This is a genomic window from Isoptericola haloaureus (assembly GCF_036689775.1).
Taxonomy (GTDB): domain Bacteria; phylum Actinomycetota; class Actinomycetes; order Actinomycetales; family Cellulomonadaceae; genus Isoptericola; species Isoptericola haloaureus.
The window spans coordinates 98,028-124,598 of the sequence record NZ_JBAGLP010000107.1 but is presented as its reverse complement, the minus strand read 5'-3'; the positions used below and the strand labels follow the sequence as shown (position 1 = coordinate 124,598).

At 71.3% G+C, this 26,571-nt stretch carries 26 protein-coding genes; all 26 read left to right on the top strand.

From position 1 onward, the window contains the following. Positions 1-2 precede the first annotated feature (2 nt). The 26 genes from thrC (at position 3) to V5O49_RS03655 (ending at position 26,560) form a co-directional block, all read left to right on the top strand. Positions 3-1,109 carry a threonine synthase gene (gene thrC / locus V5O49_RS03780; protein WP_332901058.1) on the top strand — a complete coding sequence of 369 codons (1,107 nt, stop codon included), beginning with the start codon at positions 3-5 and terminating at the stop codon, positions 1,107-1,109. A gap of 1 nt (position 1,110) precedes the next feature. Beyond that, entirely contained in the window at positions 1,111-2,070 is a 960-nt protein-coding gene (gene thrB / locus V5O49_RS03775) for a homoserine kinase (RefSeq protein WP_332901057.1), read from the top strand. A gap of 246 nt (positions 2,071-2,316) precedes the next feature. Further along, positions 2,317-4,254, top strand: a complete 1,938-nt coding sequence (gene rho, locus V5O49_RS03770) for a transcription termination factor Rho (RefSeq protein WP_332901056.1) — start codon at positions 2,317-2,319, stop codon at positions 4,252-4,254. A 118-nt stretch (positions 4,255-4,372) separates the two neighbouring features. Continuing rightward, on the top strand, positions 4,373-4,585 hold the full coding sequence (rpmE, locus tag V5O49_RS03765; RefSeq protein WP_278235069.1) for a 50S ribosomal protein L31: 213 nt from the start codon (positions 4,373-4,375) through the stop codon (positions 4,583-4,585). Positions 4,586-4,813: 228 nt separating this feature from the next. Then, entirely contained in the window at positions 4,814-5,905 is a 1,092-nt protein-coding gene (prfA, locus tag V5O49_RS03760; protein WP_278235068.1) for a peptide chain release factor 1, read from the top strand. Next, positions 5,898-6,845 (top strand): peptide chain release factor N(5)-glutamine methyltransferase, encoded by a 948-nt coding sequence (gene prmC / locus V5O49_RS03755; protein ID WP_332901055.1) that lies wholly within the window; start codon positions 5,898-5,900, stop codon positions 6,843-6,845. Before prfA ends, prmC begins: the two co-directional genes overlap by 8 nt. Before the next feature lie 5 nt (positions 6,846-6,850). Then, complete coding sequence (locus V5O49_RS03750) at positions 6,851-7,513, top strand: L-threonylcarbamoyladenylate synthase (protein WP_332901080.1); 663 nt, start codon at positions 6,851-6,853, stop codon at positions 7,511-7,513. Further along, complete coding sequence (locus V5O49_RS03745; RefSeq protein ID WP_332901054.1) at positions 7,510-8,739, top strand: glycosyltransferase family 4 protein; 1,230 nt, start codon at positions 7,510-7,512, stop codon at positions 8,737-8,739. The genes V5O49_RS03750 and V5O49_RS03745 overlap by 4 nt, the downstream gene beginning before the upstream one ends. Further along, entirely contained in the window at positions 8,693-9,172 is a 480-nt protein-coding gene (locus V5O49_RS03740) for a Cg1360 family ATP-synthase-associated protein (RefSeq protein ID WP_332901053.1), read from the top strand. Before V5O49_RS03745 ends, V5O49_RS03740 begins: the two co-directional genes overlap by 47 nt. A gap of 261 nt (positions 9,173-9,433) precedes the next feature. Continuing rightward, on the top strand, positions 9,434-10,189 hold the full coding sequence (gene atpB / locus V5O49_RS03735) for a F0F1 ATP synthase subunit A (protein ID WP_332901052.1): 756 nt from the start codon (positions 9,434-9,436) through the stop codon (positions 10,187-10,189). A 104-nt stretch (positions 10,190-10,293) separates the two neighbouring features. Next, on the top strand, positions 10,294-10,530 hold the full coding sequence (locus V5O49_RS03730; RefSeq protein ID WP_098464265.1) for an ATP synthase F0 subunit C: 237 nt from the start codon (positions 10,294-10,296) through the stop codon (positions 10,528-10,530). After that, positions 10,530-11,117, top strand: coding sequence for a F0F1 ATP synthase subunit B (locus tag V5O49_RS03725; RefSeq protein ID WP_278235064.1), 588 nt, complete (start codon positions 10,530-10,532; stop codon positions 11,115-11,117). The genes V5O49_RS03730 and V5O49_RS03725 overlap by 1 nt, the downstream gene beginning before the upstream one ends. Beyond that, positions 11,117-11,932, top strand: a complete 816-nt coding sequence (locus V5O49_RS03720) for a F0F1 ATP synthase subunit delta (RefSeq protein WP_332901051.1) — start codon at positions 11,117-11,119, stop codon at positions 11,930-11,932. Before V5O49_RS03725 ends, V5O49_RS03720 begins: the two co-directional genes overlap by 1 nt. Before the next feature lie 79 nt (positions 11,933-12,011). Continuing rightward, on the top strand, positions 12,012-13,643 hold the full coding sequence (gene atpA, locus V5O49_RS03715; RefSeq protein WP_278235062.1) for a F0F1 ATP synthase subunit alpha: 1,632 nt from the start codon (positions 12,012-12,014) through the stop codon (positions 13,641-13,643). 4 nt (positions 13,644-13,647) lie between these two features. Next, a complete protein-coding gene (locus tag V5O49_RS03710) occupies positions 13,648-14,547 on the top strand; it encodes a F0F1 ATP synthase subunit gamma (RefSeq protein WP_278235061.1) in 900 nt (299 codons plus the stop codon). 64 nt (positions 14,548-14,611) lie between these two features. After that, on the top strand, positions 14,612-16,096 hold the full coding sequence (gene atpD, locus V5O49_RS03705; RefSeq protein ID WP_278235060.1) for a F0F1 ATP synthase subunit beta: 1,485 nt from the start codon (positions 14,612-14,614) through the stop codon (positions 16,094-16,096). A gap of 100 nt (positions 16,097-16,196) precedes the next feature. Next, positions 16,197-16,484, top strand: a complete 288-nt coding sequence (locus V5O49_RS03700; RefSeq protein WP_278235059.1) for a F0F1 ATP synthase subunit epsilon — start codon at positions 16,197-16,199, stop codon at positions 16,482-16,484. A 22-nt stretch (positions 16,485-16,506) separates the two neighbouring features. Next, positions 16,507-16,917 carry a DUF2550 domain-containing protein gene (locus V5O49_RS03695; RefSeq protein ID WP_278235058.1) on the top strand — a complete coding sequence of 137 codons (411 nt, stop codon included), beginning with the start codon at positions 16,507-16,509 and terminating at the stop codon, positions 16,915-16,917. Positions 16,918-16,938: 21 nt separating this feature from the next. Further along, positions 16,939-17,634: an endonuclease NucS gene (gene nucS / locus V5O49_RS03690; RefSeq protein WP_278235057.1), complete on the top strand. Its 696-nt coding sequence runs from the start codon at positions 16,939-16,941 to the stop codon at positions 17,632-17,634. A 50-nt stretch (positions 17,635-17,684) separates the two neighbouring features. Further along, positions 17,685-18,950: an N-acetylglucosamine-6-phosphate deacetylase gene (locus tag V5O49_RS03685; RefSeq protein WP_332901050.1), complete on the top strand. Its 1,266-nt coding sequence runs from the start codon at positions 17,685-17,687 to the stop codon at positions 18,948-18,950. Positions 18,951-19,501: 551 nt separating this feature from the next. Beyond that, the gene (gene nrdH, locus V5O49_RS03680) at positions 19,502-19,744 is read left to right on the top strand and encodes a glutaredoxin-like protein NrdH (RefSeq protein ID WP_278235055.1); all 243 of its coding nucleotides are present in this window, start codon (positions 19,502-19,504) and stop codon (positions 19,742-19,744) included. A gap of 83 nt (positions 19,745-19,827) precedes the next feature. Continuing rightward, positions 19,828-20,259 (top strand): class Ib ribonucleoside-diphosphate reductase assembly flavoprotein NrdI, encoded by a 432-nt coding sequence (gene nrdI, locus V5O49_RS03675; protein WP_278235054.1) that lies wholly within the window; start codon positions 19,828-19,830, stop codon positions 20,257-20,259. A 59-nt stretch (positions 20,260-20,318) separates the two neighbouring features. After that, entirely contained in the window at positions 20,319-22,424 is a 2,106-nt protein-coding gene (gene nrdE / locus V5O49_RS03670; RefSeq protein WP_332901079.1) for a class 1b ribonucleoside-diphosphate reductase subunit alpha, read from the top strand. 62 nt (positions 22,425-22,486) lie between these two features. Beyond that, complete coding sequence (nrdF, locus tag V5O49_RS03665) at positions 22,487-23,467, top strand: class 1b ribonucleoside-diphosphate reductase subunit beta (RefSeq protein ID WP_332901049.1); 981 nt, start codon at positions 22,487-22,489, stop codon at positions 23,465-23,467. A gap of 221 nt (positions 23,468-23,688) precedes the next feature. Continuing rightward, entirely contained in the window at positions 23,689-25,515 is a 1,827-nt protein-coding gene (locus V5O49_RS03660) for a bifunctional metallophosphatase/5'-nucleotidase (RefSeq protein WP_332901048.1), read from the top strand. 214 nt (positions 25,516-25,729) lie between these two features. After that, complete coding sequence (locus V5O49_RS03655) at positions 25,730-26,560, top strand: class II aldolase/adducin family protein (protein WP_332901047.1); 831 nt, start codon at positions 25,730-25,732, stop codon at positions 26,558-26,560. Positions 26,561-26,571 lie beyond the last annotated feature (11 nt).

Genomic DNA, 26,571 nt, shown 5'->3' with positions numbered 1-26,571 from the left:
GCATGCCGGCCCATCAGTGGCGGGGTGTCATCGCCGAGTACGCCGACCGGTTGCCGGCCCACGTCGCCGAGAAGATCGTCACCCTCGCCGAGGGCGGGACGCCGCTCGTCGAGGCCCCGGCGCTGTCCCGGCGCACCGGCGCCGACGTCTACGTCAAGGTCGAGGGGATGAACCCGACCGCGTCGTTCAAGGATCGCGGGATGACGACGGCGATCTCCGCCGCCGCCGCCCGAGGCGCCCAGGCCGTCGTGTGCGCCTCCACCGGCAACACCTCGGCCTCGGCCGCCGCCTACGCCACCCGCGCCGGGATGGTCTGCGCCGTCCTGGTGCCGGACGGCAAGATCGCCATGGGCAAGCTGAGCCAGGCGATCGCGCACGGCGCCAAGCTGCTCCAGGTGGACGGCAACTTCGACGACTGCCTCGTGGTGGCGCGCAAGCTGTCCGAGGCCTACCCGGTCGAGCTCGTGAACTCGGTCAACCCCGACCGCATCGAGGGGCAGAAGACCGCCGCCTTCGAGGTGGTCGACGCCCTCGGCGACGCCCCGGACATCCACGCCCTGCCGGTGGGCAACGCGGGCAACATCACGGCCTACTGGAAGGGCTACCGGGAGTACGCCGGGATCCCGACGAGCGAGGAGGGTCCCGGTGCGGCGCCCGAGGCGGTGGCGACGCGGACCCCGGCGATGTGGGGGTTCCAGGCCGCCGGTGCCGCGCCGATCGTCGCGGGGCACCCCGTCGACCCCGAGACCATCGCCACGGCGATCCGCATCGGCAACCCCGCCTCCTGGGCGCAGGCCGAGGCGGCCCGGGACGACTCCGGCGGGTTCATCGAGGCCGTCTCCGACGCCGAGATCCTCGCGGCGCACCGGGTGCTCTCGGCCGACGTGGGCGTCTTCGTCGAGCCGGCCTCGGCCGCCGGCGTCGCGGGCCTGCTCTCGCGCGCCGAGCGCGGCCTCGTCCCGGCGGGTGCCCGGGTGGTCGTCACCGTCACGGGCCACGGTCTGAAGGACCCGCAGTGGGCCCTGCGCACGCCCGACGGCGGCGACGTGACCCCGACCCGGGTCGGGGCGGACGTCGTCTCGGTCGCCGACGCTCTCGGGCTGGGCTGAGATGCAGCTCGGAACCGATCACGTCCTGGTGCGGGTGCCCGCCACCAGCGCCAACCTCGGTCCGGGGTTCGACGCCATGGGCCTCGCGCTGGGTCTCCACGACGAGATCGAGGTCGACCTCCTGGCCAGCGACGAGATCACGGTCGACGTCGTCGGGGAGGGTGCCGGTCAGGTGCCCGACGGCGAGGACCACCTCGTGGTGCGGGCGCTGCGGCACACGCTCGAGCTCGCCGGCGCGCCGCTGACCGGTCTGCGCATGCGGTGCACGAACCGGATCCCGCACGGCCGTGGCCTCGGCTCGTCGGCGGCCGCGGTCGTCTCGGGCGTCGTGGCCGCGCGGGGGCTGCTCGCGGACCCTCAGTCCCTCGACGTGACGACGATGCTGCGCATCGCCACCGAGTTCGAGGGGCACCCCGACAACGCGGCGCCCGCGCTGCGCGGCGGTGCCACGCTGGCCTGGTCGGGGGCGTCCGGCGCCCAGGCGGTCGACCTGGAGGTCGACCCCCGGATCACCGCGACGGTGCTGGTCCCCGACACCCAGCTCGCCACCAGCCGGGCCCGCGGCGTGCTCCCCGCGCAGGTGCCACACGCCGACGCGGCCTTCACGGCCGGCCGTGCGGCGCTCCTCGTGGAGGCCCTGGCGCGGCGCCCGGAGCTGCTGCTGGACGCCACCGAGGACCGGCTGCACCAGGGCTACCGGGCCGAGGTCATGGCCGCGACCGCGGAGCTCGTGCGCGCGCTGCGGGCCGAGGGGTACGCCGCGACCGTGTCGGGTGCGGGCCCGACCGTGCTCGTGCTCGCCGCCGAGCGGCAGACCGCCGGCCTGGACGGCGTGCTCGCCGGCCTGGTGGACGGCGTCGCAGGTTGGCGTGCCTGGCGGCCGGGGATCGACACCACCGGGGCCGTCTGCAGAAGTGGTAGCATGGACCAAGCCTTCGGGACGGTGGCAGGACGAGCATGAGGTCGTCGTTCCTGACCCACGTCGACATCGTCACGTGATGACGGTCCGAACGACGCGTCCGTCCGAAGCCCCATCGCAGCCCGCTCGCCGGTTCCTGCGCCGAAGGCCGCCAGCAACCCCGTCAGCCGACGTCGTCGTACCACTGATGCGAGGTTTCGCGTCCGGGCGCCCCCAGCACCCGGACGCCCGCCACCCCGGTCCCCGCGGACACACCGCGGGACCGCATACGAGGGGGAAGGGTCCTTCGTGACGAACAGCACCGACAGCCTGAGCTCGATGAAGCTTGCCGAGCTCCAGGCGATGGCGTCCCAGATGGGCGTCAAGGGAACGAGCCGGATGCGCAAGAGCGACCTGGCCGACGCGATCCGCGCCAACCGCGCGTCCGGCGGCAGCCGCCGGGACGACGCGGGCCGGGCGCCCGAGCGTCGGGCCGCGAGCGGGGACGCCCCCGCCAAGGCGGCCTCCTCCGACCCCGTGGCCGCCGCGTCGACCGCCGCGCCCGCCGTCCGGACCGAGGCTCCCGCCGAGGACGCCCCGCGCCGCCGCCGTGCGGTGCGCACCTCGGGCGCCGCCGCTCCGGAGCAGGGCTCCGGTCGTGCCGGCGGCGCGGAGTCCGCGAGCGACCGCGAGGCCCGGCTGGCCGAGCTCGCCGACGCCGTCGCCGCGCCCAAGGAGCGCCAGCCCCGGTCGGACCGCCAGGACGGCGGCCACCGCGGCGACTCCGCGAACCAGGGCGACGGTGGCGACAACCGCCGTCGCGGGGGTCAGGACGGCCAGGACGGGTCCGGCGACAACCGCGGCGACCAGGGCGGCCAGGGCCGTCAGCAGGGCGACCAGCGCCAGCGCGGCGGTGACCAGCAGGAGCGCTCGGGCTCCCGGCGCCGGCGCGGCCGCGACCGCGGTCGCGACCGTCGCCGCAACCGCGGCGGACGCGGCGGCAACGGGCCGGACATGCCCCTGGAGGAGCCGGAGGTCAGCGAGGACGACGTGCTGCTCCCCGTCGCGGGCATCCTCGACATGCGCGACAACTACGCGTTCGTGCGCACCAGCGGCTACCTGCCCGGGCCCAAGGACGTCTACGTCTCGATGAACCAGGTCCGCAAGTCGGGCCTGCGTCGCGGTGACGCCGTCGTCGGCGCGATCCGCCAGCCCCGCGACGGCGAGGACCAGCCGAACAACGGCGGCGGGGGCGGCAAGAACAACCCGCGCAACAAGTTCTCCGCCCTCGTGCGCCTCGACTCCGTCAACGGCATGACGCCGGAGGAGGCCCGGCAGCGTCCGGAGTTCACCAAGCTGACGCCGCTGTACCCGCAGGAGCGCCTGCGCCTGGAGAACCCCGAGGCGACCCGGCTGACCCCGCGCGTCATCGACATCGTGGCGCCGGTCGGCAAGGGGCAGCGCGGTCTGATCGTCTCCCCGCCCAAGGCCGGCAAGACGATCATCATGCAGCAGATCGCCAACGCGATCACGGCGAACAACCCCGAGGTCCACCTCATGGTGGTGCTCGTGGACGAGCGCCCCGAAGAGGTCACGGACATGGAGCGGACGGTCAAGGGCGAGGTCATCGCCTCGACGTTCGACCGCCCGGCGTCCGACCACACGATCGTCGCCGAGCTCGCGATCGAGCGGGCCAAGCGTCTGGTCGAGCTCGGCCAGGACGTCGTGGTGCTGCTCGACTCCATCACCCGCCTGTCGCGCGCCTACAACCTGGCGGCTCCGGCGTCGGGCCGGATCCTGTCCGGTGGTGTGGACGCCGCGGCGCTCTACCCGCCGAAGAAGTTCTTCGGCGCGGCACGCAACATCGAGGAGGGCGGCTCGCTGACGATCCTCGGCTCCGCCCTGGTGGAGACGGGCTCGAAGATGGACGAGGTGATCTTCGAGGAGTTCAAGGGCACCGGCAACATGGAGCTGCGGCTGTCGCGCAACCTCGCGGACCGGCGGATCTTCCCGGCGGTGGACGTCAACGCGTCCGGCACCCGTCGCGAGGAGATCCTCATGTCCAAGGAGGAGCTCGGCATCGTCTACAAGCTGCGCCGGGTCATGGGTGCGCTGGACCAGCAGCAGGCGATCGAGCTGCTGCTCGGCAAGCTCAAGGACACCAAGACGAACGTCGAGTTCCTGCTGCAGGTTCAGAAGACCACGCCGTCCGGCCTCACGGACGACCGTCCCGGCGAGACCGTCTGAGGTCACACCGGGAACATCCCCGCCAGGACGTGCGTTCTGGCACAATGGTTCGTCGGCCTGCCGGTTCACGGCTCGCGGTCCTGCGAGGCGACCCGGCGGCATCACACCAAGGAGCATCATGAAGAGCGGTATCCACCCCGAGTACGTCACCACCGAGGTCACCTGCACCTGCGGCAACACCTTCGTCACCCGCAGCACCGAGACCTCCGGCAAGATCAACGCCGACGTCTGCAGCGCCTGCCACCCGTTCTACACGGGCAAGCAGAAGATCCTCGACACCGGTGGTCGTGTGGCCCGGTTCCAGGCTCGCTACGGCAAGAAGAACAAGTAGCACCCCCGGCAGCGCCGGTGGTCCGCCCGACAACCTCTCCAGGGGCAGTCGGTCGCAGGACCACCGGCGCTGCCGTCGTCTCCGGGGATCCCGACGAGCCCCGGAGCGGCCGGCGGCCCGTGCTACCTCGCCGAGCAGACGCCTACCTCGTCGGGACAGTGCCTACCTCGCCCGGAGGTCGCCTACCTCTCGGGGGGCCGGCTCCCGCGCGGACGAACAGGAGACGACGTGACCGAGGACTTCGCGGTGGCTCGGCCGCTGCTGGCGGAGCACGCCGAGATCGAGCGTGAGCTCGCCGATCCGGCGGTGCACGCCGACCAGGGCAGGGCCCGCACCCTCGGACGTCGCTACGCCGAGCTGAACCGCGTCGTGGGCGCCTACCGCGCCTGGCGGTCCGCGAGCGACGACGCCACCGCGGCGGCCGAGCTCGCCGCCGAGGACGAGTCGTTCGCGGCCGAGGTCCCCGCCCTGCGCGAGGCCGAGGCCGACGCCGCCGAGCACCTGCGCCGCGTGCTCGTCCCGCGCGACCCGGACGACGGTCGCGACGTCATCCTGGAGATCAAGGCCGGCGAGGGTGGCGACGAGTCCGCGCTGTTCGCCGGCGACCTGCTGCGGATGTACCTGCGCTTCGCCGAGCGTCGCGGCTGGGCCACCCAGGTGCTCGAGTCCACCGAGACCGAGCTCGGTGGTTTCAAGGACGTCCAGCTCGCCGTGAAGAGCCGCGGCACGCCCGAGGACCCGGCGGACGGCGTGTGGGCGAACCTCAAGTACGAGGGCGGCGTGCACCGCGTGCAGCGGGTCCCGGTGACCGAGTCCCAGGGCCGGATCCACACCTCCGCGGCCGGCGTGCTCGTGCTGCCCGAGGTCGACGACCCGGGCGAGGTCGAGATCGACCCGAACGACCTGCGCATCGACGTCTACCGGTCCTCCGGCCCGGGCGGGCAGTCGGTCAACACCACCGACTCCGCGGTGCGCATCACGCACGAGCCGACGGGCATCGTCGTGTCCATGCAGAACGAGAAGTCCCAGCTGCAGAACAAGGAGCAGGCGATGCGCGTGCTCCGTGCGCGGCTGCTGGCCGCGCAGCAGGAGGAGGCCGCCGCCGCCGCGGCGGACATCCGCCGGTCCCAGGTGCGCACGGTCGACCGCAGCGAGCGCATCCGGACGTACAACTTCCCGGAGAACCGCATCGCCGACCACCGCACGGGCTACAAGGCCTACAACCTCGACCACGTGCTGGCCGGCGACCTCGACCCCGTCGTGCGGTCCGCGGTGGACGCCGACGAGGCGGCGCGGCTCGCCGCCGCCGGCGATGCCTGAGCCGGTCGGTGCGCTGCTGCGCGGTGCGACGCAGCGCCTCGCCGCGGCCGGTGTCCCGTCCCCGCGCACCGACGCCGAGCTGCTCCTGGCCCACGTGCTGGCCCTGCCGCGCGGCGAGGTCCGGCGCCTCGCCCTCCTGGACGCCCCGGTGCCCGACGGCGGCACCCCGGACGCCGGGGCCGCGGCACGCCGCTTCGCGGGACTGGTCGACCGCCGCGCCGCCCGGGAGCCGCTGCAGCACCTCACCGGGGTGGCTCCCTTCCGGCACCTGGAGCTGTCCGTCGGCCCGGGGGTGTTCGTGCCCCGGCCCGAGACCGAGCAGGTCGCCCAGGTCGCGATCGACGAGGCGACGGGCGTCGCCGCCGCCCGGGGCCGCGCCGTCGTCGTCGACCTGTGCACCGGCTCCGGGGCGATCGCGCTGGCGGTGGCCACGGAGGTGGCCGGTGCCGAGGTGCACGCCGTCGAGCTGGACGGCGCCGCGCACGGGTGGGCCGCCCGCAACGTCGCGGCGGTCGCCGGCGCCGACGGGACCGAGGTCCACCTGGTCCGCGGGGACGCCCGCACGGCGCTGGCCCGCCTGGACGGTACGGTCGACGTCGTCGTCTCGAACCCGCCGTACGTCCCCCCGAACGCCGTGCCCCGCGACCCCGAGGTCGCCGGTCACGACCCGGACGTCGCGCTGTACGGCCTGGGCGCCGACGGCCTGGAGGTGCCGCGCGGGATCGCCCGCGCCGCGGCGCGGCTGCTGCGCCCCGGCGGGCTGTTCGTCATGGAGCACGCCGAGACCCAGGCCGCCGGTGCGCGGTCGCTGGCGGCCGCCGCCGGGTTCGTCGACGTGCGCACCGCCGACGACCTGACCGGCCGCCCCCGCATGGCGGTGGGGCGACGGCCCGCGGACGCCCCGGCCGGGCGGGGAACCGTGACAGACTGGGGCGAGTGAGCAGCGTGCACGACGTGACCGACGAGAACTCCTGGGGCCCCGCGATCGACGAGGCCGTGAACACGATCTCCCGGGGAGGACTCGTCGTCCTCCCGACCGACACGGTGTACGGGATCGGCGCGGACGCCTTCGACGCGGACGCCGTCGCCGCCCTCCTCGCGGCGAAGGGACGGGGCCGGCAGATGCCGCCCCCGGTGCTCGTGCCCGACGCCCGCACCCTGGACGGCCTCGCCGTCGACGTGACCTCGGAGGCGCGGGCGCTGGTCGAGGCGTTCTGGCCGGGCGGGTTCACCATCATCCTGCGGTCCCAGCCGTCCCTGCACTGGGACCTGGGGGAGACCCACGGCACCGTGGCGCTGCGCATGCCCGACCACCCGGCCGCCCTCGCGCTGCTGCGCCGGACCGGACCTCTCGCCGTCTCCAGCGCCAACCGCACGGGCCGGCCCGCCGCCACCGAGGCGGCGGACGCGGTCGAGCAGCTCGGCGACGCGGTGGGCTGCTACCTCGACGGCGGTACGGCCCCCGGCGGTGTCGCGTCGACGATCGTCGACGCGACCGGACCGCGGCTGCGCGTCGTGCGGGCCGGCGCCGTGCCGCTCGACGCGCTGCGCGAGGTCGCCCCCGTGCTCGGCGTCGACGAGACCGCGGAGGAGGAGACCTCCGGGTGAGGGCCTATCTGCTGGTCATGCTCATCGCCGCGGCGGTGACCTACCTGGCCACCCCCGGCGCACGCTGGGTCGCCCGGCGCACCAACGCGATCTCCGCGGTCCGCGCCCGCGACGTCCACGTCCAGCCGACGCCGCGCCTGGGTGGGCTGGCGATGCTGCTCGGGATCGTCGTGGCCGTCCTGCTGGCCTCCCGGATGCCGTTCCTCGCGGGCGTCTTCGACGAGCCGCAGGTCTTCGGCGTCGTCGGCGGCGCCGTCATCGTCTGCCTGCTGGGGTGGGCCGACGACGTCTGGGACCTGGACTGGATGACGAAGCTGGCCGGGCAGATCCTCGCCGCCGGCTTCCTGGCGATCAACCAGGTCCAGCTGACCGCCCTGCCCATGCCGGGCGGGCTGACCATCCCGTCGGCGCGGCTGTCGCTGTTCGTGACGATCCTCGTGATCGTCGTGGCGATGAACGCCGTGAACTTCGTCGACGGTCTCGACGGGCTCGCGGCCGGGATCGTCGCCATCGGCGGGTCCGCGTTCTTCCTCTACACGTACTTCCTCACGCAGCAGGCGAGCCCGGCGGACTACTCGAGCTTCGCCACGATGATGACGGCGGTGCTCGTCGGCGTCTGTCTCGGCTTCCTGCCGCACAACTTCTACCCCTCGCACATCTTCATGGGCGACTCGGGGTCGATGATCCTGGGGCTGGTCTTCGCCGGTGCGGCGATCTCGATCACCAGCAGCTTCGACCCGACCGTCACCGACGCGCTGTCGGGCGCCCAGCGCGCCACGATCTTCATCCCGCTCCTGCTGCCGCTGGCCGTGACGCTGCTGCCTCTGCTGGACATGACGATGGCGGTCGTGCGCCGGCTGGCCGCCGGCAAGTCGCCGATGGCCCCCGACCGCATGCACCTGCACCACCGGATGCTGGCCCTGGGGCACTCCCACCGCCGCGCCGTGCTCATCCTGTACGTCTGGACGGCGGTCTTCGCCTTCGGCACCGCGGCGCTGGTGCCGTGGCGGTGGCAGGTGGTGCTGGCCTGGCTGGTCGTGGCGGTCGTGATCGCCCTGGTGCTGACCCTCGGCCCGCTGCGCACGCGCGGGCGCTTCCTCGACGACGACGTGGCCTCGGGCGCCCATCCGGTCGCCGCGACGTCGTCCTCGCCGACCGTCCCCGAGAAGGAGACCGACCATGACCGAGCAGAACGCCACACCGGGCACGCCGGACGACCCGGCTGAGGAGTCCGCGGGACGGTCGTTCGAGGAGGTGCAGTCCTCGGAGCGGACGATGCTCCGGCGGGCGCTGCGCTCCACCCTGCTGCTCGTCGGGGCGCTCGTGGTGCTCGGCGGTCTCGTGGGATGGTTCGTCGCCGGAGCGGCCGGCGTGTGGGGCGCCCTGGTGGGCGCCGGCCTGGCGGCCTTCTTCTGCGCGACGACGATCTGGTCCATGCTGCGCACGGTCGGGAAGTCGCCCACGGCGATGGCGGCCGGGGTGATGGGCGCCTGGCTGGCCAAGATCGTGGTGCTCCTGGTGGTGCTGGTGCTGCTGCGCGGTGCCGACTTCTACGACCCCTACGTGCTCTTCGTGGTCCTGGCCCTCGGCGCGGTGGGGTCGGCCCTGCTGGACTACCAGGCGGTGCGCGGGGCGCGGATGCCCTACGTGCAGCCCTGACCTGCACGGAAGGCACGGCGCGCCGACCGCGCACGTGCCGTTGTTCACAAGCCGCACGATTCCAACCTCCAGATGGCCGGTCCCGTGTCGGACCATCCGACTTCATCTAGTAGGCTGTGCGCGAATCCATGACGGCCAGGTCCGACGGCGTGCCCACGTGTTCGTGGAGCGCCGAACGACCTTCGACCTCCGGGAGTCCTCCTGTTCACCTCAGCGACCCCCACGCTGCTCGCCGCCTCCGAGGGTGAGGGCGGCTTCCATGTGCCGTCCATCGACGAATTCTTCCCGCCCGCGATCCTCTTCGAGGACACGATCTTCCAGATCGACCGGATCTGGATCATCCGCATCATCGCGATGGCGGTGCTGCTGACCGTCTTCGTCGTGGCCGCCCGGCGCGCGAAGCTCGTGCCGGGACGGTTCCAGGGCGCGATCGAGATGATCCTCGACTTCGTCCGCGTGCAGATCGCCGAGGAGATCCTCGGCAAGGCGAACGCCCGGCGTTTCGTCCCGATGCTGACGACGATCTTCCTGGCGATCCTCGCGTTCAACCTCACGGGCATCATCCCGTTCCTCAACATGGCCGGCACCGCCCGCATCGGGCTGCCGATCGTCCTCGCCCTGTGGGTGTTCGTCACCTACTGGTGGATCGGCGTCAGCAAGCACGGGCTCGGCGGCTACCTGAAGAACAACCTCTTCCCGCCCGGCATCCCGTGGCCGATCTACTTCATCGTCACGCCGATCGAGCTGCTGCAGATCCTCGTGGTCCGCCCGGCCTCGCTCGCGCTGCGACTCGCGGCCAACATGATCGCCGGGCACATCATGCTCGTGCTCTGCTTCGCGGCGACGCAGTTCTTCCTGCTCGAGGCGTCGTGGGCGCTCAAGCCCATCGGCGCACTGACCCTCGCGGGCGGCTTCGCCGTCACGCTGTTCGAGATCCTGGTCGCTCTGCTGCAGGCGTACATCTTCGCCCTGCTCGCCGCGGTCTACATCAGCCTGTCGCTGGAGGAGGAGCACTGATCCTCGCGGATCAGGCTTCCTGACACGGCACGCCCACCTACCAACCCAGACGTAAGTCAGCGACGTCGGGCCGCCCGGTCCGACGCCCAACGGAAGGAAACCCAGTGGACGTCACCACCCTCGCCGAGGTCACCGGTAACCTCAACGCTGTCGGCTACGGCCTCGCCGCGGTCGGCCCGGGCATCGGTCTCGGCATCCTCATCGGCAAGACGATCGAGGGCATGGCTCGCCAGCCCGAGGTCGCCGGTCAGCTGCGCGCCACCATGTTCCTCGGTGTCGCGTTCGTCGAGCTGCTCGCCCTCCTCGGCCTCGTCGCCGGCTTCCTGTTCCCGGCCGCGTGATGGCGGCGGCGCACACCGCCGCCCCGGTCATCGTGGCGGCGGAAGAAACGGCAGCGGAGGGGATCGATCTCTTCATCCCCGCCTGGTACGACATCATCTGGTCGTCGGTCGTCCTCGCCGTCATCGCGGTCGTCTTCTACCGTTACGTCCTGCCTCGGTTCCAGGCGGTCCTGGACGAGCGCACGACGAAGATCGAGGGCGGTCTGGCCAAGGCCGAGCAGGCGCAGCAGGAGGCTGCGGCAGCGCTGGCGGAGTACCACCAGCAGCTCGCCGAGGCCCGCGCCGAGGCTTCCAGGACGCGCGAGGAGGCTCGTGCCGAGGGCACGGCCATCGTCGCCGAGCTGAAGGCCAAGGCCAACGACGAGGCGGCACGCATCGTCGAGACCGCGCACCGGCAGATCGAGGCCGAGCGTCAGTCCGCGGCGGTCTCGCTGCGGACCGAGGTCGGTACGCTGGCCACACAGCTCGCCTCGAAGATCGTCGGTGAGTCCCTCGAGGACAGCGCGCGTCAGTCGCGGGTCGTCGACCGGTTCCTCGACGAGCTGGAGGCCGAGCAGTCGGCGACCACGAGGGTCGAGGAGGGCTGATGCGAGGCACGAGCGGAGCATCCCTGGCAGCCGCCCAGGAGCGGTTCGAGCCGGTGCTGCGGTCCGCAGGGACCGACGCCGCCACGCTGGGCGAGCAGCTGTTCGCCGTCGTGAGCGCGCTCGACGGGTCGGCCCCGCTGCGCCGCTCGCTCGCCGACCCCTCGCGGGACGGCGAGGACAAGGCCCGGCTCGTCGCGGCGGTGCTGGCCGACGGGTTCGACGAGCGCGTGGTCGACCTGGTGGCCGGGCTGGCGCGGTCGCGGTGGTCGAGCGACGCCGACCTCGGTGACGCGGTCGAGCGCCTGGCGGTCGACGCCATGCTCGCCGCCGCCGAGTCCCGCGACGCGCTGGAGACGGTCGAGGACGAGCTCTTCGTCCTCACCCGTGCGCTGGTGGGCCAGCGGCAGGCACGTCAGGCGCTCTCCGACGAGACGACGGAGCCCGCGCGGCGCGTCGCCCTGGTCGAGACGCTGCTCGACGGCAAGGCCGACGAGATCACGGTGGCGCTCGCCCGCCGTGCCACGACGTCCCCGCGGGGCCGTCGCTTCGTCCCGACGCTGACCTGGTACGGCGACGTCGCGGCCGAGCGGCGCAACCGCCTGGTGGCGTCGGTGACGAGCGGCTCGGTGCTCACCGCGGCGCAGCAGGAGCGTCTCGGCGCCCTGCTCGAGCGGGCCTACGGGCGTGCCGTCCAGCTCAACGTCACGGTCGACCCGACCGTGATCGGTGGGCTGCGTATCCAGGTCGGCGCCGACGTCGTCGACTCCACCGTGCTGTCCCGCCTGGCTGACGCCCGTCGCCGGCTGGCCGGCTGACCACTTGACGCCCAGCCGGCCGCAGGTCGGCGCAGACGAACGTTCGGTCGCAGACAGCGGCCACGACAGGAGAAGAGCAATGGCTGAGCTGACGATCCGGCCGGAAGAGATCCGCGCCGCGCTGGACAGCTTCGTGAAGTCCTACGAGCCCGAGGGCGCGGTGACCGAGGAGGTCGGCCGCGTCACCTTCGCCGCCGACGGCATCGCCAACGTCGAGGGCCTGCCCGGTGCCATGGCCAACGAGCTGCTGCGTTTCGAGGACGGCACGCTCGGCCTGGCGCTGAACCTGGACGTCCGCGAGATCGGTGTCGTCGTCCTCGGCGAGTTCACCGGTATCGAGGAGGGCCAGGAGGTCCGCCGCACCGGTGAGGTCCTCTCGGTCCCGGTCGGCGAGGGCTACCTCGGCCGCGTCGTCGACCCGCTGGGCAACCCGGTCGACGGTCTGGGCGACATCGAGACCGAGGGCCGCCGTGCCCTCGAGCTGCAGGCGCCCGGCGTCATGCAGCGCAAGTCGGTGCACGAGCCGCTGCAGACCGGCATCAAGGCGATCGACTCGATGATCCCGATCGGTCGTGGTCAGCGCCAGCTGATCATCGGCGACCGCCAGACCGGCAAGACGGCGATCGCGATCGACACGATCATCAACCAGAAGGCGAACTGGGAGTCCGGCGACCCCGAGAAGCAGGTGCGCTGCATCTACGTCGCGGTCGGCCAGAAGGGTTCGACCATCGCCTCGGTGCGCGGTGCCCTCGAGGAGGCCGGCGCGCTGGAGTACACCACGATCGTCGCGGCCCCGGCCTCCGACCCGGCCGGCTTCAAGTACCTGGCCCCCTACACCGGCTCGGCCATCGGCCAGCACTGGATGTACGGCGGCAAGCACGTGCTGGTCATCTTCGACGACCTGTCGAAGCAGGCCGAGGCCTACCGCGCCACGTCGCTGCTGCTGCGTCGCCCGCCGGGCCGTGAGGCCTACCCGGGTGACGTCTTCTACCTGCACTCCCGGCTGCTGGAGCGTTGCGCGAAGCTGTCGGACGAGATGGGCGCGGGCTCGATGACCGGTCTGCCGATCATCGAGACGAAGGCGAACGACGTCTCGGCGTACATCCCGACGAACGTCATCTCCATCACCGACGGTCAGATCTTCCTCCAGTCCGACCTGTTCAACGCCGACCAGCGCCCGGCGGTCGACGTCGGTATCTCCGTCTCCCGCGTCGGCGGTGACGCCCAGGTCAAGGCCATGAAGAAGGTCTCGGGCACGCTGAAGCTCGAGCTGGCCCAGTACCGGGCGCTCGAGGCGTTCGCGATGTTCGCCTCCGACCTCGACGCCGCCTCCCGCGGCCAGCTGGCCCGCGGCGCCGTGCTGATGGAGCTGCTCAAGCAGCCGCAGTACACCCCCTACCCGGTCGAGGAGCAGGTCGCCTCCATCTGGGCCGGCACCCGCGGCAAGCTCGACGACGTCCCGGTGGACGACGTCAAGCGGTTCGAGTCGGAGTTCATCGAGCACCTGCGCCGCAACACCGAGGTGTTCACGACGATCACCGAGACCGGCAAGCTCGAGCAGGAGACCGAGGACGCGCTGACCGCCGCGGTCGAGGACTTCCGCGACGGCTTCCTCAAGGGCGACGGCACCCCGCTCGTCGGCGGCGAGGCGGACTCCGAGTCCGCCGCGGACGCCGAGCAGGAGCAGCTCGTCGTGCAGAAGAAGGGCTGATCGTATGGCCGGAGGATCCCAGCGCGTCTACAAGCAGCGGATCAAGTCGACGCAGTCGCTGAAGAAGGTGTTCCGCGCGCAGGAGCTGATCGCGGCGTCCCGCATCGGCAAGGCCCGCGGTCGCACGGCAGCCGCGGCCCCGTACGAGCGGGCGATCACCCGCGCGGTGTCGGCGGTCGCGACGCACACGGCGACCGACCACCCGCTGACCACCGAGCGCACCGACACGAACCGGGTCGCGGTCCTCGTGATCGCCTCGGACCGCGGCATGGCGGGGTCCTACTCGGCCTCGATCATCCGCGAGGCCGAGCGGGTCGTGGCCCGGCTGACCGCCCAGGGCAAGGAGGTCTCCCTCTACGCCACCGGTCGCCGTGCGATCTCGTACTTCCGCTACCGCGAGCGTGAGCTGGCGGGCGAGTGGTCGTACGGGTCGGACAGCCCGGAGGCCGAGGTGGCCGGCGAGATCGCCGACACCCTGCTCGGGGCCTTCCTCGCCCCGGCGGCCGAGGGCGGCGTCGGCGAGCTGCACGTGGTCTACACGCAGTTCGTCAACATGGTCAGCCAGAAGCCGCGGGTCGTGCGGATGCTGCCGCTCGAGGTCGTGGAGGGCGTCGCCGTGCCCGGCGAGAACGACGCCCTGCCGCTGTACGACTTCGAGCCGTCGCCCGAGGGCGTGCTCGACGCCCTGCTGCCGCGGTACGTGCGCAGCCGCATCTTCAGCTTCATGCTGGAGGCCGCGGCCTCCGAGCTGGCCTCGCGCCAGCGTGCGATGCACACGGCGACCGACAACGCCGAGGACCTGATCCGTACCTACACGCGCCTGGCGAACCAGGCCCGCCAGGCGGACATCACCCAGGAGATCAGCGAGATCGTCTCGGGTGCTGACGCCCTCGCGGCGTCGTGACACCCGCCGTCCGACGCCGTCGATCGACGAACTCACACCCGAACCTTTCGAAGCGAGGCAAGCAATGACCGCCACCACCGCGGAAGCAGCGCACGGCGCCGCCGCGACCGAGCCGGGGACCGGCCGTGTCGCGCGCGTGATCGGCCCTGTCGTCGACATCGAGTTCCCCGAGGACTCGATCCCCGACATCTACAACGCCCTGACGGTCGACATCGACCTGTCGGGCCAGGGCGAGGACGAGAACTCCTTCACCCTGACCCTCGAGACGGCCCAGCACCTGGGCGACTCGCTGGTCCGGGCCATCGCCCTGAAGCCGACCGACGGCCTGGTCCGTGGCGCCGTCGTCTCCGACACCGGCGCGCCGATCTCGGTGCCCGTCGGCGACGTCACCAAGGGCAAGGTCTTCAACGTCACCGGTGAGGCGCTGAACCTGGCCGAGGGCGAGACGCTCGAGGTCACCGAGCGCTGGCCGATCCACCGCAAGCCGCCGGCGTTCGACCAGCTCGAGTCGAAGACGCAGATGTTCGAGACGGGCATCAAGTCGATCGACCTGCTCACCCCGTACGTGCAGGGTGGGAAGATCGGTCTCTTCGGTGGTGCGGGCGTCGGCAAGACGGTCCTCATCCAGGAGATGATCCAGCGCGTGGCCCAGGACCACGGCGGTGTCTCCGTGTTCGCCGGTGTCGGCGAGCGCACCCGTGAGGGCAACGACCTCATCCACGAGATGGACGAGGCCGGCGTCTTCGACAAGACCGCCCTGGTCTTCGGCCAGATGGACGAGCCGCCGGGCACGCGTCTGCGCGTCGCCCTGTCCGCGCTGACGATGGCGGAGTACTTCCGCGACGTCAAGAAGCAGGACGTGCTGCTGTTCATCGACAACATCTTCCGCTTCACGCAGGCGGGTTCCGAGGTCTCCACGCTGCTCGGCCGCATGCCGTCCGCCGTGGGCTACCAGCCGAACCTGGCCGACGAGATGGGTCTGCTCCAGGAGCGCATCACCTCGACGCGCGGTCACTCGATCACCTCGCTGCAGGCGATCTACGTGCCGGCGGACGACTACACCGACCCGGCGCCGGCGACGACGTTCGCCCACCTCGACGCGACCACGGAGCTCTCCCGTGAGATCGCCTCGCAGGGTCTGTACCCGGCGATCGACCCGCTGACCTCGACCTCGCGCATCCTCGACCCGCGCTACGTGGGCCAGGAGCACTACGACGTCGCGACGGCGGTCAAGCAGATCCTGCAGCGCAACAAGGAGCTGCAGGACATCATCGCCATCCTCGGTGTGGACGAGCTCTCCGAGGAGGACAAGACGCTGGTGGCGCGTGCGCGCCGCATCCAGCAGTTCCTCTCGCAGAACACGTACATGGCGAAGAAGTTCACCGGTGTCGAGGGCTCCACGGTCCCGCTGAGCGAGACCGTCGAGGCCTTCAAGAAGATCACCGAGGGCGAGTACGACCACGTGGCCGAGCAGGCCTTCTACAACATCGGTGGTCTCGAGGACCTCGAGCGCAACTGGGCGAGGATCCAGAAGGAGTACGGGGCCTGACGGCCACGTCGCGCATCCCCACGACGTCGCCCTGCCGCTACCGCGCGGTGCGGCAGGGCGACGTCGTACCACCCTCGACTGAAGAACCCTGGAGCCCGACATGGCAGAGCTGAACGTCGACCTGGTCGCGGCCGACCGCAAGGTCTGGTCCGGAGCGGCCCGCGAGGTCAGCGCCCCGTCCGCCGACGGTCAGATCGGCATCCTCGCCGGCCACACCCCGCTGCTCGCGGTGCTGCGGCCGGGCACGATCAAGGTCTCGACCGCGCCTCGAGAGGTCGCCGTCGAGGTCCAGGTCGACGGTGGGTTCCTCTCGGTGGACGACGACGTCGTGACGATCGTCGTCGACTCGATCACCGAGGTCTCCGGACGCGAGTCGACGCTGGCCTGAGGAGGCGACGACGGTGGGGTACGTGCTCTGGACGGTCCTCGCCGTCGCGCTCGTCCTCGCCCTCGTGCTCGTCGTCGGGACCTCCCGGCTGCGGACGCTGTCGCACCGCGTCGGCTCGTTCCAGTGCGGTGCCCGCCCCGGCGGCAGCCCGCAGGCCCCCTGGTCGGCGGGCATCGCCCACTACGGCGTCGGCCGGATCGACTGGTGGCGCTGCTGGTCGCTGGCACCGCGACCGGCGCGCAGCTGGCGGCGTGACCGCCTCGAGGTGACCGGCCGGGCTCCGCTCGACCTGGCCGGCCAGGCCGACCAGTACCTGGTGCGGTGTCGCTACGACGGCACCGACTTCGAGCTGACGATGTCTGCGGACGCCTACGCCGGACTCGCCTCCTGGCTGGAGTCCGCCCCGCCCGGACGACGCGACCTCGTCGTCTGACCGAGTCCCGAAGAGGAGAGCGTGAGACTCGTCGTCGCCCGCTGCTCGGCCCGATACACGGGCCGGCTGACCGCCCACCTGCCCCTGGCCACCCGACTGCTGGTGGTCAAGGCCGACGGCAGCGTCCTGCTGCACTCGGACGGCGGCTCCTACAAGCCCCTGAACTGGATGAGCCCGCCGTGCTCCACGGTGACGGCCGCTCCGGACGACGACGCCGTCGCCCGCGGCGTGACCGAGGTCTGGACGGTCCAGCACCAGAAGTCCGACGACCGGCTCGAGATCGACCTGCACGAGATCGTGCATGACTCCGAGCACGACCTGGGCGTGGACCCGGGCCTGGTCAAGGACGGCGTCGAGGCGCACCTGCAGGAGCTGCTGGCCGCCCAGATCGAGCTCCTGGGGACCGGCCACTCGCTGGTGCGGCGTGAGTACATGACGGCGATCGGTCCCGTGGACATCCTGGCCCGCGACGCCGACGGCGGCACCGTCGCGGTCGAGATCAAGCGGCGCGGCGAGATCGACGGCGTCGAGCAGCTCACGCGCTACCTGGAGCTGCTGAACCGCGACCCGTTGCTGTCGCCGGTCCGCGGGGTCTTCGCGGCGCAGGAGATCAAGCCGCAGGCCCGGGTGCTCGCCGGGGACCGCGGGATCGACTGCCTCGTCCTGGACTACGACGCCATGCGCGGTGTCGACGACGCCGACTCACGCCTCTTCTAGGTTTGTGAGGCGAGTTACCTAAACCGGTGCCCGTGCGGCAGGATGGTGTCATGGTCACCGATCCCGCCGATGCCCAGGACAGCCCGCGACCGCCGTCGGTCTTCGCCCTGCGGGGCGACGTCGTCACACCGGACCGGCTGATCCACGACGGCGCCGTCGTCGTGGCGGACGACCGCATCGTGTGGGTCGGCCCCCTCGAGGAGGCCGCCGCCGCCGGTGTCGGTGACGAGGTGGCGCGCGCCGACGAGCCGACACCGGGGGCCTACGTGCTGCCCGGCCTGGTCGACCTGCACAACCACGGCGGCGGGGGAGCGAGCTTCCCGGACGCCACGTCCGTCGACGACGTGATGACCGCGGTGCTGGAGCACCGCCGGCACGGTACGACCACCTTGCTGGCCTCCCTCGTGACCGCCGACCGCGAGACGTTGCTGGACAGGACCCGCCTGCTGGCCGAGGTCGCGGACCGGGGCGAGGTCGCCGGGATCCACGCCGAGGGTCCGTTCCTGTCGGCCGCGCGGTGCGGGGCCCAGGACCCGCACTGGCTCGTGGCGGGCGACGTGACCCTCGCGCGCGAGCTCGCCGAGGCCGCACGCGGGCACCTGCGCACCATGACCGTCGCGCCCGAGGTCGACGGTGTCACCGGTCCCGGGGGCGCCGCCGCCGCGCTGGTGCGGTCCGGGGTGATCCCGTCGCTCGGACACACCGACGCCTCGGCCGAGGACGCCGAGGCCCTCCTGCGGCAGGTCGCCGAGGACCTGGGCCGGGGCGAGGGTGCCACCGGTCGGATGACGGCCACGCACCTGTTCAACGGGATGCGCCCCCTGCACCACCGCGACCCGGGCCCGGTGGCGGCCTGCCTGGCCGCGGCCTCGCGCGGTGACCTCGTCGTCGAGCTCGTCGGCGACGGTGTCCACCTCGACCCCGCCACCGTGCGCACGGTGATGCAGACGGTGGGGGTGGACCAGGTCGCGCTCGTGACCGACGCCATGGCCGCCGCCGGGATGGCCGACGGCGACTACGACCTCGGCCCGCAGTCCGTGGTCGTGCGTGACGGCGTCGCGCGGCTGGCCGACCCGGAGGAGCCCGAGGGAGGGGCCATCGCGGGCAGCACCGCCCACCTCCTCGACGTCGTGCGCCGCACGGTCCTGGCCGGCGTCCCCCTGGTCCCCGCCGTCCGCTGCGCCTCGTGGGTGCCCGCCGGCGTGCTCGGGATGACCGACGTCGGGGGACTGGTGGCCGGCCGGCGGGCCGACGTCGTGGTCACCGACCGGGACCTGACGGTGCAGCACGTCTGCCGGGGCGGCCGGCCGGTGTGACCCGGGGCCGGCGCTGCCGGGGTCGACGACGCGCCCGGTGCGGACGACACGCCGGGCGCGGCGTCGTGTGAGGAAGATCTGAGCCCCACGCCCGGGCGCCCCCGTGCACAGGCTGTGGACCGTCGTCGTCCACCGGTGTGGAGGGGTCGCCCAGCGGGCGCGGCACCCGTCCTGACGTGGCCGACCGTGGCCCGCCGCGCCCCGTCGGACGGGTCGTGTCGGAGGGTCCTGGGATGCTGGGTCCACAGGCTCGCGGCGCGTCGTCCACGGGGTTCCCCGGGAACTACACGGGTGAAATCACACCGATGACAAACACAACATGTCGTGGGCGGGTGCGCGGCGAACACTAGGTGTAGTGTTGAGAGCACGTCGGGGCCGAAGGCTCCGCAGTGAATCACATCGACGTAGTTCCACCGGTGTCGTTCCTGGTGAGGGCCCTCTGCGGAGGTCTCGGAGCCGGCCACGACCGTCCCGGATCGGACGTCGAGGCGAAGGTTTTCACGGGACATCGACCGGCCGCCGGGGGGCGGCGCAGAACAGGGGAGTGCGAGATGAGCGTCACGGTCTACAGCAAGCCGTCCTGCGTCCAGTGCGACGCGACCTACCGGGCCCTGGACCGCAAGGGCGTCGAGTACTCCGTCGTGGACATCACCGAGGACGCGCAGGCGCTCGAGATGGTCCGTGAGCTCGGCTACCTCCAGGCTCCCGTCGTCGTCGCGGGCGACACCCACTGGTCGGGCTTCCGTCCCGACCAGATCAGCGCCGTCGCGGCGCAGCAGGCCGTCTCGGCCTGACCCGAGCTCCGGCCCGGTCGCGCACTCGGCTGACGCGACCGGGCCGGCACCACTCCAGGACGTCCCGACGGGGGGAGGGCGGCATGAGCTCGCTCGTGTACTTCTCCAGCGTCTCGGAGAACACGCACCGCTTCGTCCAGCGCCTCGGGCTCGAGGAGCGCGGCATGCCGGTGCACCGCATCCCGTTGCGGCCGGCCGACGGCTTCCTCACCGTCGACGAGCCCTACGTCCTCCTGGTCCCCACCTACGGCGGGGGCAACGAGGGCGGTGCGGTGCCCCGCCAGGTGCGGAAGTTCCTCGGGGACGAGGGCAACCGGTCGTTGATCCGCGGCGTCATCGCGGCGGGCAACACCAACTTCGGCGCTGCGTACTGCATCGCCGGTGACATCATCGCGGCGAAGTGCCAGGTCCCGTACCTGTACGCCTTCGAGCTGCTCGGCACGACCGAGGACGCCCAGCGCGTCCGTGACGGATTGGGACGATTTTGGCAACGACAGTCACTGATCTCGGCGTGAGCGCCACGACCGCCGAGGCCCCGCAGTCCACCGCGGGCGCCTCTCTGCAGCAGAGCGACATGGACTACCACGCGCTCAACGCGATGCTGAACCTGTACGGGCCCGACGGCGAGATCCAGTTCGACAAGGACCGCGAGGCCGCCTCGGCGTACTTCCGGCAGCACGTGCTGCCCAACACCATCGAGTTCGACACCCTCGACGCCAAGCTCGACCACCTGATCGAGAACAAGTACTACGACCCGGTCGTCCTCGACAAGTACTCGCGCGCCTTCGTCAAGGAGCTGTTCCAGCGCGCTTACGCTGCGGGGTTCCGGTTCGAGTCGTTCCTCGGTGCCTTCAAGTACTACACCTCGTACACGCTGAAGACGTTCGACGGCAAGAAGTACCTGGAGCGCTTCGAGGACCGTGTCTCGATGGTGTCCCTCGGTCTGGCCGACGGTGACGAGCAGCGTGCGCGCGACATCCTCGACGAGATCATCTCCGGTCGGTTCCAGCCGGCCACGCCCACGTTCCTCAACGTCGGCAAGGCCCAGCGCGGCGAGCCCGTCTCCTGCTTCCTGCTGCGCATCGAGGACAACATGGAGTCCATCGCGCGCAGCATCAACTCGGCGCTGCAGCTCTCCAAGCGCGGCGGCGGCGTCGCGCTGCTGCTGAGCAACGTGCGCGAGCACGGCGCGCCGATCAAGCACATCCAGAACCAGTCCTCCGGCGTCATCCCCGTGATGAAGCTGCTCGAGGACTCGTTCTCGTACGCCAACCAGCTCGGGGCGCGCCAGGGTGCCGGCGCGGTGTACCTGCACGCCCACCACCCCGACATCATGCGGTTCCTCGACACCAAGCGCGAGAACGCCGACGAGAAGATCCGCATCAAGACCCTCTCTCTCGGCGTCGTCATCCCGGACGTCACGTTCGAGCTGGCCAAGCGCAACGAGGACATGCACCTGTTCAGCCCGTACGACGTCGAGCGCGTGTACGGCAGGCCCTTCGCGGACGTCTCGATCTCCGAGAAGTACGACGAGCTGGTCGCCGACGAGCGGATCACGAAGACGACGATCAAGGCGCGCGACTTCTTCCAGACGATCGCGGAGCTGCAGTTCGAGTCCGGCTACCCGTACGTGATGTTCGAGGACACGGTGAACCGGGCCAACCCGATCGCCGGACGGATCACGCACTCCAACCTGTGCTCGGAGATCCTGCAGGTCTCCACCGCCTCGACCTTCCACGAGGACCTGTCCTACGACGAGATCGGCCGGGACATCTCCTGCAACCTGGGGTCGCTGAACATCGCCAAGACGATGGACTCGCCGGACCTCGGCAAGACCATCGACACCGCCATCCGTGCGCTCACCGCCGTGTCGGACCAGACGAGCATCGAGTCGGTGCCGTCGGTGAAGAAGGCGAACGAGCTGGGCCACGCCATCGGGCTGGGCCAGATGAACCTGCACGGCTACCTCGCGCGCGAGCGGATCCACTACGGCTCGGCCGAGGGCGTCGACTTCACGAACATCTACTTCTACACGGTCGCCTACCACGCGATCGCGGCGTCGAACCGGCTCGCCATCGAGCGCGGCCGCGCCTTCGGCGGCTTCGAGGACTCCACGTACGCCTCGGGGGAGTACTTCGACAAGTACACCGAGGCCGCGTGGACCCCGGCCACGGAGCGGGTGGAGCGCCTGTTCGCCGACGCCGGCGTGCACGTCCCGACCCAGGACGACTGGCGGGCGCTCAAGGCGTCGGTCATGGAGCACGGCATCTACAACCAGAACCTCCAGGCCGTGCCGCCGACCGGCTCGATCAGCTACATCAACTACTCGACCTCGTCGATCCACCCGGTGGCGGCGAAGATCGAGATCCGCAAGGAAGGCAAGCTCGGCCGCGCCTACTACCCGGCGCCGTACATGACGAACGACAACCTGGAGTACTACCAGGACGCGTACGAGATCGGGTACGAGAAGATCGTCGACACCTACGCCGCGGCGACGCAGCACGTCGACCAGGGGCTGAGCCTGACGCTGTTCTTCCCGGACACCGTGACGACCCGCGACGTCAACAAGGCGCAGATCTACGCCTGGCGCAAGGGCATCAAGACGCTGTACTACATCCGCCTGCGCCAGCTGGCGCTCGAGGGCACCGAGGTCGAGGGGTGCGTCAGCTGCATGCTGTGACGCCTCGCTGACCTGGACTCCGACCCGCCTCCGACCCGCCGCGCACGACGAAGGACACCGCCATGGCACCGACCGGACAGCTCAAGCTCATCGACCGCGTCACCGCGATCAACTGGAACCGCCTGCAGGACGAGAAGGACCTCGAGGTCTGGGACCGCCTGGTCGGCAACTTCTGGCTGCCCGAGAAGGTGCCGGTGTCCAACGACATCCAGTCGTGGAACACCCTGTCCGAGGCCGAGAAGCTCATGACGACGCGGGTGTTCACCGGTCTGACGCTCCTGGACACCATCCAGGGCACCGTCGGGGCCGTCTCGCTCATCCCGGACGCGCTGACCCCGCACGAGGAGGCGGTGTACACCAACATCGCGTTCATGGAGTCGGTGCACGCCAAGAGCTACTCGTCGATCTTCTCCACGCTGATCTCCACCAAGGAGATCGACGACGCGTTCGCGTGGTCGGAGGAGAACCCGCACCTGCAGCGCAAGGCGGAGATCGTCCTCGAGTACTACCGCGGCGACGACCCGCTCAAGCGCAAGGTCGCCTCGACGATGCTCGAGTCGTTCCTGTTCTACTCCGGCTTCTACGCCCCGATGTACTGGTCCAGCCGGGCCAAGCTGACGAACACCGCCGACCTTATCCGCCTCATCATCCGCGACGAGGCGGTGCACGGGTACTACATCGGGTACAAGTTCCAGAAGGGACTGGCCAAGCTCACGCAGGCCGAGCAGGACGAGATGAAGGCCTACACCTTCGACCTGCTCTTCGAGCTCTACGAGAACGAGGTCGAGTACACCGAGTCGCTGTACGGCGAGCTGGGGCTCACCGAGGACGTCAAGAAGTTCCTGCGCTACAACGCCAACAAGGCGCTGATGAACCTCGGGTACGAGGGCCTCTTCCCGAAGGACGAGACCGACGTCAACCCGGCGATCCTCGCGGCGCTGAGCCCGAACGCGGACGAGAACCACGACTTCTTCTCGGGCTCCGGCTCCTCGTACGTCATCGGCAAGGCGGTCGAGACCGAGGACGACGACTGGGACTTCTGACCGAGCTCCGGGGCCCGTCGGCCCCGACCGGCTGAACCAGGGGCCCGGGACCGCAGCACCGCTACGGTCCCGGGCCTTGGTCGTGCGGGGACGCGCGCGGGTCCGCACGAACGGCTGAACCGCCGGAGAACTCTTTGCGACCACACGCCTGTGAGCCTGGACACTCCCCGGATCCTGTGCCTAAATGGCGAGGGTCGAACCACTGGCTCCGAAGGAGAAACGTGTCCACACCCCGCAGCCGCCTGCTCCCCGCCACCGCGGCCCTCGGCGTCGTCGCCCTCACGGCCGGGCTCGCGTCGCCGGCCGCCGCCGGCGACGGCGACCAGCGCCACGGCCCCGGCAACGGCGACTTCACTCTGACGATCCTGCACAACAACGACGGCGAGTCCAGCCTGCTGCCGACGGCGGTGGACACCGACGCGGACGGCACGGACGACGCCGAGTACGGCGGCATCGCCCGGTTCGTCGGCAAGGTCGACGCGCTGCGCCGGGCCGCCTACGTCGACGGCGACCGCGGCAAGCCGACCAAGCGCGGCGTCGTGACCCTGAACTCGGGGGACAACTTCCTGGCGGGCACGACGTTCCAGGCCTCGCAGCAGGAGGGTGCCCCGTTCTACGACGCCCTCGCGCAGAACCTGGTCCGCTACGACGCCCTCGGCGTGGGCAACCACGAGTTCGACTTCGGCCCCGCGGTGTTCGGCGAGCTCGTGGAGGACGTGAAGCGCACCCCCTTCGTCTCGGCCAACCTGGACTACTCCGCCGAGGAGTCCCTGGACGGGCTGGAGCAGCTCGTCCCCAGCACCGTCGTCCGGGAGCGCGGCCAGGAGATCGGCGTGGTCGGGCTGACGACGCCGTCGCTGCCGACCATCTCGTCCCCGGGTGACGTCGAGGTCCTCACCGACCTGGCCGGCATCGCGCAGGAGCAGGTCGACCTGCTCACCGAGCAGGGCATCGACAAGATCGTCCTCGTCTCGCACCTGCAGGGGCTGAGCAGCGAGATCGAGCTCGTCGGTTCGCTGACGGACGTCGACGTGGTCGTGGGCGGCGGCGGTGACGAGATCCTCGCCGACGGCTCGACCCAGCTGTTCCCGGGCGACGCGGACGACGTCTACGGCGAGTACCCCCAGATCGCCACCGACGCGGACGGCGTCGAGGTGCCCGTGGTGACCACGCCCGGCAACTACCGGTACGTGGGTCAGCTCGCGGTGACCTTCGACGCCGACGGTGTCGTCGTCGACATCGCCGACGACTCGGGCATCAAGGTCGTCACCGACACCGGTGCCGAGGCCGTGGGCACGAACCGCAAGGCCGAGCGCACCATCGAGCAGCCGGTCGCCGACTTCGAGGCCGCCCTGGCCGAGGAGATCGTCGCCACGAGCGAGGTCGTCCTCGACTGCGAGCGGAGCGAGGTGCGCGGCGTGGAGGCGAACTGCGGCAACCTGATCGCCGACGCCCACCTGTGGACGGCGCAGGAGGCGGCGGCCGACTTCGGTCTGGACACCCCGCAGGTCGCCATCCAGAACGGCGGCGGCATCCGTGGCGAGATCGACCAGGAGGCCGGGCCCGTCTCGGTCGCCGACACGTTCCGCCTGCAGCCCTTCGGCAACTTCGTGGCCATCGCCGAGGACGTGCCCGTCGAGACGTTCCGCCAGATCCTGGAGGAGGGAGCGTTCCGGCTCCCCGAGTCCGGGGACGGCGCCTTCGTCCAGGCTGCGGGCTTCAGCTACACCGTCGACACCTCGTACCCGGCCCGCGACGCGGACCAGAGCACCGGTGAGCAGTTCGCACCGGGCGAGCGGGTCCGCTCGGTCGTCCTGGACGACGGCACCGTCCTCGTCGAGGACGGCGTGTCGGTCGACGGCACGGTGGACGTCGCCGGGCTGAACTTCTCGCTCAACGGCGGGGACGCCTACCCGACGCTCGAGAACACCACGATCGGTGTCTCCGACCAGCAGTCCCTGGAGAACTTCCTCGTCGACGGTCTCGGCGGGGTCGTCAGCCAGGCCGACTACCCGCGGGGCGGTGAGGGCCGGATCACGATCATGTGATCGACCCCCTGTCTCCGGGCGACGGGCCGCTCCTCCGCAGGGAGGCGCGGCCCGTCGTCGTCCGCCGGTCCGTTTCCGGGGCGACCAGGTGACGCAGGCGTGGTGTGCGTCACGAAAGCTCGTGTGCTGTTGACAGGCCCGCCGGCAGGTTGAAACGATTCATTCATCGGTCCGGTGTTCCGACCGGGCCGCGGAGCGAGAGCGAGGAACACTGATGTCCGACGACGACCGTGCCCGACCCGAGCTCGACGAGATCCTGTCCTCCATGGGATCCGGCGGCGCCCGCATCTGCGAGATCGACGCCTCCGAGGCCGGGGCCGGCAACATCTCCGTGTGCCTCGGGTGGGAGGTCGACGTCTCGCGGCGTTTCCCTCGCACCGAGCAGATCACGCTGCCGCTCGAGGCCCCGGCCCTGGCCGGCCGGACCCTGCTCGTGACGGGCTCCGGGCGACGGTTGCGCCAGATCCACGAGGACCCGGAGGCCGCCGTCGGCGCGGTCGTGGTGCACCCCGGCGGGCGCGAGGCGACCCTGCACACGTCGCCGCGCCGGCTGTTCGCCCAGCTCACCAGCGAGTTCAACTCGCACCTGGCGGTCCACCAGGACCAGGTCGCCCGACGCGGTGTCGACTTCCAGGCCGTCGTCCACGCCCAGCCGATCCACCTGACCTACCTGTCGCACGTCCCCGCCTACGGCGACACGGCCGCGATGAACGCCCGGATCCTGCGCTGGGAGCCGGAGTCGATCGTGGCGCTCTCGGCCGGTGTCGGCGTCCTGGAGTTCATGGTCCCCGGGTCCGAGCAGCTCATGGCCGCGAACGTCGAGGGTCTGCGGGACTTCGAGATCGTGCTCTGGTCCAAGCACGGGGTGATGGCGCGGTCCGACCTGTCCGTGACCCGCGCCGTCGACCGCGTGGAGTACGCCGAGACCGGGGCGCGCTACGAGTACATGGACCTCGTCGCCGGCGGGCGCGCCCAGGGTCTGACCGACGCCGAGATGTCCTCGGTCGCTCAGGCGTTCGACGTCGACTCGCCCTGGGTGCGCTGAGCCGGCCCCGG

Coding starts and splice junctions, on each gene's coding strand:
- V5O49_RS03685 (WP_332901050.1), top strand. CDS start 17,685: ATGGTCACCGATCCCGCCGATGCCCAGGACAGCCCGCGACCGCCGTCG.
- nrdF (WP_332901049.1), top strand. CDS start 22,487: ATGGCACCGACCGGACAGCTCAAGCTCATCGACCGCGTCACCGCGATC.
- V5O49_RS03740 (WP_332901053.1), top strand. CDS start 8,693: ATGACCGAGCAGAACGCCACACCGGGCACGCCGGACGACCCGGCTGAG.
- thrB (WP_332901057.1), top strand. CDS start 1,111: ATGCAGCTCGGAACCGATCACGTCCTGGTGCGGGTGCCCGCCACCAGC.
- rpmE (WP_278235069.1), top strand. CDS start 4,373: ATGAAGAGCGGTATCCACCCCGAGTACGTCACCACCGAGGTCACCTGC.
- nrdH (WP_278235055.1), top strand. CDS start 19,502: ATGAGCGTCACGGTCTACAGCAAGCCGTCCTGCGTCCAGTGCGACGCG.
- V5O49_RS03725 (WP_278235064.1), top strand. CDS start 10,530: ATGGCGGCGGCGCACACCGCCGCCCCGGTCATCGTGGCGGCGGAAGAA.
- V5O49_RS03720 (WP_332901051.1), top strand. CDS start 11,117: ATGCGAGGCACGAGCGGAGCATCCCTGGCAGCCGCCCAGGAGCGGTTC.
- thrC (WP_332901058.1), top strand. CDS start 3: ATGCCGGCCCATCAGTGGCGGGGTGTCATCGCCGAGTACGCCGACCGG.
- V5O49_RS03700 (WP_278235059.1), top strand. CDS start 16,197: ATGGCAGAGCTGAACGTCGACCTGGTCGCGGCCGACCGCAAGGTCTGG.
- atpD (WP_278235060.1), top strand. CDS start 14,612: ATGACCGCCACCACCGCGGAAGCAGCGCACGGCGCCGCCGCGACCGAG.
- atpA (WP_278235062.1), top strand. CDS start 12,012: ATGGCTGAGCTGACGATCCGGCCGGAAGAGATCCGCGCCGCGCTGGAC.
- V5O49_RS03655 (WP_332901047.1), top strand. CDS start 25,730: ATGTCCGACGACGACCGTGCCCGACCCGAGCTCGACGAGATCCTGTCC.
- prmC (WP_332901055.1), top strand. CDS start 5,898: ATGCCTGAGCCGGTCGGTGCGCTGCTGCGCGGTGCGACGCAGCGCCTC.
- V5O49_RS03710 (WP_278235061.1), top strand. CDS start 13,648: ATGGCCGGAGGATCCCAGCGCGTCTACAAGCAGCGGATCAAGTCGACG.
- nrdE (WP_332901079.1), top strand. CDS start 20,319: ATGGACTACCACGCGCTCAACGCGATGCTGAACCTGTACGGGCCCGAC.
- nrdI (WP_278235054.1), top strand. CDS start 19,828: ATGAGCTCGCTCGTGTACTTCTCCAGCGTCTCGGAGAACACGCACCGC.